The 4,838-nt window shown below is 68.9% G+C and carries 5 protein-coding genes; 2 read left to right on the top strand and 3 right to left on the bottom strand.

Annotated features, from left to right (window positions below; genetic code table 11):
• Positions 1-387 precede the first annotated feature (387 nt).
• A complete protein-coding gene (locus ACWF62_RS20305; protein WP_452631200.1) occupies positions 388-1,929 on the bottom strand; it encodes an adenylate/guanylate cyclase domain-containing protein in 1,542 nt (513 codons plus the stop codon).
• An 84-nt stretch (positions 1,930-2,013) separates the two neighbouring features.
• Here ACWF62_RS20305 and nucS point away from each other — a divergent pair, with 84 nt between their 5' ends.
• Entirely contained in the window at positions 2,014-2,688 is a 675-nt protein-coding gene (gene nucS, locus ACWF62_RS20300) for an endonuclease NucS (RefSeq protein ID WP_378506410.1), read from the top strand.
• A gap of 32 nt (positions 2,689-2,720) precedes the next feature.
• Positions 2,721-3,023: an ATP/GTP-binding protein gene (locus ACWF62_RS20295; protein ID WP_378506411.1), complete on the top strand. Its 303-nt coding sequence runs from the start codon at positions 2,721-2,723 to the stop codon at positions 3,021-3,023.
• Here the strand turns inward: ACWF62_RS20295 and ACWF62_RS20290 are convergent.
• Both ACWF62_RS20290 and mce read right to left on the bottom strand, forming a co-directional pair.
• Entirely contained in the window at positions 3,004-3,999 is a 996-nt protein-coding gene (locus tag ACWF62_RS20290; protein ID WP_378506412.1) for a coiled-coil domain-containing protein, read from the bottom strand. The two genes, ACWF62_RS20295 and ACWF62_RS20290, sit on opposite strands and share 20 nt — an antisense overlap.
• A 142-nt stretch (positions 4,000-4,141) precedes the next feature.
• The gene (mce, locus tag ACWF62_RS20285) at positions 4,142-4,615 is read right to left on the bottom strand and encodes a methylmalonyl-CoA epimerase (protein WP_378506413.1); all 474 of its coding nucleotides are present in this window, start codon (positions 4,613-4,615) and stop codon (positions 4,142-4,144) included.
• Positions 4,616-4,838 lie beyond the last annotated feature (223 nt).

Here is a 4,838-nt window from a genome sequence, read left to right as displayed (position 1 = left end):
CCACGCCGCTGCCGCCGGCCCGACCACGGACCCAGCACCGACGCCGCCCGCCAGCCAACGCATGCGGCGGTGACACCGCGGGTGTGCACCCGCCCACTGCCGCGTCCGCAGACAGATTGCGCGCCGAACACCAGTGTGCACGCAGCAAGACCTATGTGCACACGCCCGCTGCCGGGTCGGCACGGGTATTGCTGGCCTCGCCTCGGGGGCACACGCGACCGCCGGCATGCATCACGCAGACGAGGTGTGCACACGGGGAATGCGGCATCCGCACGGGTATTCAGCGCCGAACTCCCGTGTGCATGCAGCAGAACGGGTGTGCACAGGGGAGTTCGGCCTGCTGGCCGGGGTTCGCCCGACCCAACGTGCACTCGGTCGCGGAGCCCCTCAGGCAGGGGTGGCGAGGCGGGTCGGGGTGGTGCGGCCGCGCAGGGTGACGGACTCGCCGAGGACCCAGGTTCCGTCCGCGAGCCCATCGGTTGCGGCGACCGTGCGCTCGGATGCGACAAGGGCGCCGGGGATGGACTTCGCCAGTTCGCACAGGCGCGCTGCCTCGTTGACGGGATCCCCGATCACCGTGTACTCGAAGCGATCGCGGGCACCGATATTGCCTGCCACCGCGATTCCCGCGGCGACTCCGATCGCCGCCCGACAGTCGGGCACCTCATTGAGGAGGCGGTCCCGGATGCGTCGGGCCGCGGCGAGCGCGCATCGCTCGGGGCTGTCGAGATCCGCCGGGGCGCCGAAGATGGCGAGGGCGGCGTCACCTTCGAACTTGTTGATTAGGCCGCCGTGCGCGTCGACCTCGTCGACCACCACCGCGAAGAACCGGTTCAGCAGGTCGACGACCTCTCGAGGCGGGCGGGTCGCGGCGATCTCCGTCGACCCGACAAGGTCGATGAAGAAGGCGGCGATCTGGCGCTCCTCGCCACCGAGTTCCGGGTCCCGCGCGATCGCCGCCGCCGCGACGTCGCGGCCAACATGCCGACCGAACAACTCCTGGATGTGGTCCCGTTCCCGCAGACCCTCGGCCATCCGATTGAATCCGCTCTGGAGTTCGCCGAGTTCGGTGCCGTCGTACACGAGAACCTCGGCGTCGAGGTCGCCCTGCTCGATGCGAGACATCGCCCCCCGGACGGCCCGGATCGGTGCGACGGTCGCTCCGAGTCCGAGCAGGGTGAGGGCAAATCCGCACACCAGAGTGACGCCGCCGAGCGCAAGAATCGAGACGTTCACCTGGGTGGCGTCCACATCGCGCCGGACCAGGCTGAATACCGCCACCAGCATCAATCCCACCACCGGGACGCCGGTCCCGAGCACCCACGCGAGCAGTCCGCGTCCGGTGACACCCGAGATCCGCACCCGTCGTGGATCGCCTGCCTCGAGGGCGCGCGCTGCCGCGGGGCGCAACGAGAACTCGCTGAGCAGATAGCTAAACGCGCACACCGTGATCGCACCCATCGCAATGGTGAGCGAGACCTTCGGAATGGTCTCCGGATCGAGCAGGCCGTAGGCGGTGGTGAAGAGGGCGAACCCACCCGCCCACAACACGATCTGGATGCACGTCAGCCGCCATGGCATCGCGAGCGCCGCCGCGGCCTCGCGGCGGGTCGGGACCTGTCCGCGAACCGCCCAGCGCAGGTCCCGGATGCCCATCGTCGTCCCCCACGCGGTGCCGATCATCAGCGCAACTCCGACGTACAGCGGAGCGATCACGGCGTTGACGACGAGAAACTCGCGGGTGAACAACTCCGGCCCCGGAATGACGACGAGGAACAGCAGGCCGACGAGCAGCGCACCGATGAGGTTCGACAGCATCAGCGAGGTGGTGAGCAGAATCTGGACGCGGATCCGGCGAATGCGGGGACTCTCGTCGACATCGCCGAGGATCGGTGACCCGAGCGGTGCGGTGGTGCGGGGTAGGCGCATGGTGTGACTCACAGTAACGGGGAGATGCCGGCGGTGGTGCGAGGCATGAGGGCATCGGGCTGGCGGTGATCTAGGGTGGTGGCCGTGCGTCTCGTGATTGCCAGCTGCCAGGTCGACTATGTCGGACGACTCACCTCCCACCTGCCGATGGCACGCAGGTTGCTGCTGGTGAAGTCGGACGGCTCGGTGAGCATCCACGCCGATGATCGGGCGTACAAGCCCCTCAACTGGATGAGTCCGCCGTGCTGGTTGGTCGAGAACGGCGACGACGACGGCCGGGCGCTGTGGGTGGTGACGAACAAGGCCGGCGAGGAGCTGCGGATCACGATCGATGAGATCGAACACGATTCGTCGCACGAACTCGGTCTCGATCCGGGGCTGGTGAAGGACGGCGTCGAGGCGCACCTTCAGGAACTGCTCGCCGAGCACGTCGAGACCCTCGGTGACGGCTACAGCCTGGTGCGGCGCGAATACATGACGGCGATCGGCCCGGTTGACCTCCTGTGCCGGGACGAGCGGGGCGCGTCGGTCGCCGTTGAGATCAAGCGTCGCGGCGAGATCGACGGCGTCGAGCAGCTGACCCGCTATCTCGAGCTGCTCAACCGCGATCCGCTGCTCGCCCCGGTCACGGGTGTCTTTGCCGCGCAGCAGATCAAGCCCCAGGCGCGGACCCTCGCCGAGGATCGCGGAATCCGGTGCCTGATCCTGGACTACGAGGCGATGCGGGGTATCGAGAGCACCGAGTTCCGGCTCTTCTGACCGGGTCGCCGGGCAGTGGCTACGCTGATCCCATGCCTCGACGCAACAACAATCGCAGGTCCGGCGCCCCGTCGCCGGTGGGGCTGAACGGGCCCCGCGCCGAGAGCGGCCCCGGCGGTCACGGCGACGAGCGCTATCTGGTGCGGCAGATCCCCGGGACCCGGGCGGTCAAGACCTACCGGTGCCCCGGATGTGACCACGAGATCCAGACGGGCGTCGCGCATGTGGTGGCGTGGCCTGCCGACGGGCTCGGCGGGGCCGAGGACCGCAGGCACTGGCACACCGGCTGCTGGAACGGGCGCGGATCGCGCGGGATCACCCGACGTTGGTCGTGACCGGTTTCTGACCGGTCTTCGGGGCTGCGGGCTTATTCGATCCGCCGCGCTCCTCGTCCTCCGGGTCGTGGTCGGCGCGGTTCGACTGGTCGTCCGCGTCGTCGTCGCCCTTCTTCGACTCCGCCACGCCGTCGAGCAACTGGCCCTCCCGGTTGACGGAGGCGAGCATGGCCGGAACGGAGTCGAGCTGCCCTCGAATTCCCAAGAGCTGAGCGAGAATTCGGCCCCGAAGGACGCGCAGCTCCTCGGCAAGTTCCTTCGCGTGGGCGATGCGCTTCTCGGCCTGCTCGGTCGCCGTCTGCAGGCGTCGGCGCGCCTCGTTCGTCGCATCGGTCAGTCGGCGCTCGGCCTCGGCCTTGCTGGACGCCTCGAGTTCCTCGACCGCGGTGACGACCTTGGTGCGCCGCTCGCTCATCGTGATCTCGAAGTCCTGCTGAATCCGCGTGCGCTTCGCGTCGGACTCGGCCTCGAGTCGGGCGGCCTCGGACTGCGCAGCCTCGACGGTGCGGGCGGCCTCGGTGCGGGCGCGGGCCATGGTCTGCTCATGCTCGGTCTCCATCGCGGACCGGCGATCGGTGAGCTCGGCGAGCTTCGCCTCGTACTTGCCGCGCAATGCGGTGGCGTCCTGCTCGGCGATCGAGACCATTTCGGCGGCGTCGGCCTGCGCCTTCGCCCGCACCTCGGACGCCTCGTCCGAGGCCAGCCGCAGCATGCGGGAGATGCGCTCGCTCATTCCCTCCGCGGTGGTCGGCGGAACCGACAGTCGATCGACGTCCTTGCGCAGCGAATCGATCTCGTCGCGGGAGTCCTCGAGCTGATGCGCGAGATCACGGGCCTGGGCGGCCGCAGCGTCACGGTCGGTGGCGGTGACGCGCAGCTCGGTGTCGAAACGGTCGAAGTAACGCCGAACCTCGTCCTTGTCGTATCCCTTGCGGACGATGGTGAACGGCATCCCGCGGTCGTGATCGTAGGCCATGCGTACCAATTTACCGCCGGTGGCGGACGTGGGGGGCAGGGCAGGTGGGTTGTGACGTGCGCCACCGTGCGCCCGCGGGGGTGGGCGCACGGTGGGGCTGCCTATCGAGTGCGGCGCCGACGAGTGCGGCCGCGGTCTGCGCTCAGTGGGTGGGGTTGGCCGCAGGCTCGACGAGCTCGACCAACACGCCGCCCGCGTCCTTGGGGTGCAGGAAGTTGATGCGCGAATCGGCGGTGCCCCGCTTCGGTGCGTCGTACAGCAGCCGGACCCCGCCCGCGCGCAACCGCTCGGAGATCGCGTCGAGATCGGTCACCCGGTACGCCATCTGCTGGATGCCCGGACCGTTGCGATCGATGAACTTCGCGATCGTCGAGGCCTCGTTGAGCGGTGCGAGCAGCTGGATCGCGGTGCTGCCGTCCGGGCTGCCGGGAACGGACAGCATCGCCTCGCGGACACCCTGCTCCTCGTTCACCTCCTCGTGCGTCGACACCAGGCCCAGGTGTTCGCCATACCAGGCGATGGCGGCGTCGAGATCGGGAACCGCGATGCCGACATGATCGATGGCGGTCACCAGTTCGGAGGCCAGCGGGGAGCCGGCGGGGGTGGTCTGTGTCATACCCCCGACGTTAGCGCTACCGTTTTGGTAGTTCTCAGTCGGATGGGGTGCCGCGACGGTGGTCGCGGGTCCCGCCGACTCGCTCGTGATCGTTGGAGGAAGTCGTGACCAGTTCAGTCATTGTTGCGGGGGCCCGCACCCCGATGGGACGCCTGCAGGGCGCACTGAAGGACTTCTCGGGATCCGACCTCGGCGGCATCGCCATCCGCGGCGCCCTCGACAA

The sequence above is a fragment of the Rhodococcus sp. NPDC054953 genome (assembly GCF_053609225.1).
The sequence above is the reverse complement of the archived record's forward strand: the minus strand, read 5'-3'. Positions and strand labels throughout refer to the sequence as shown.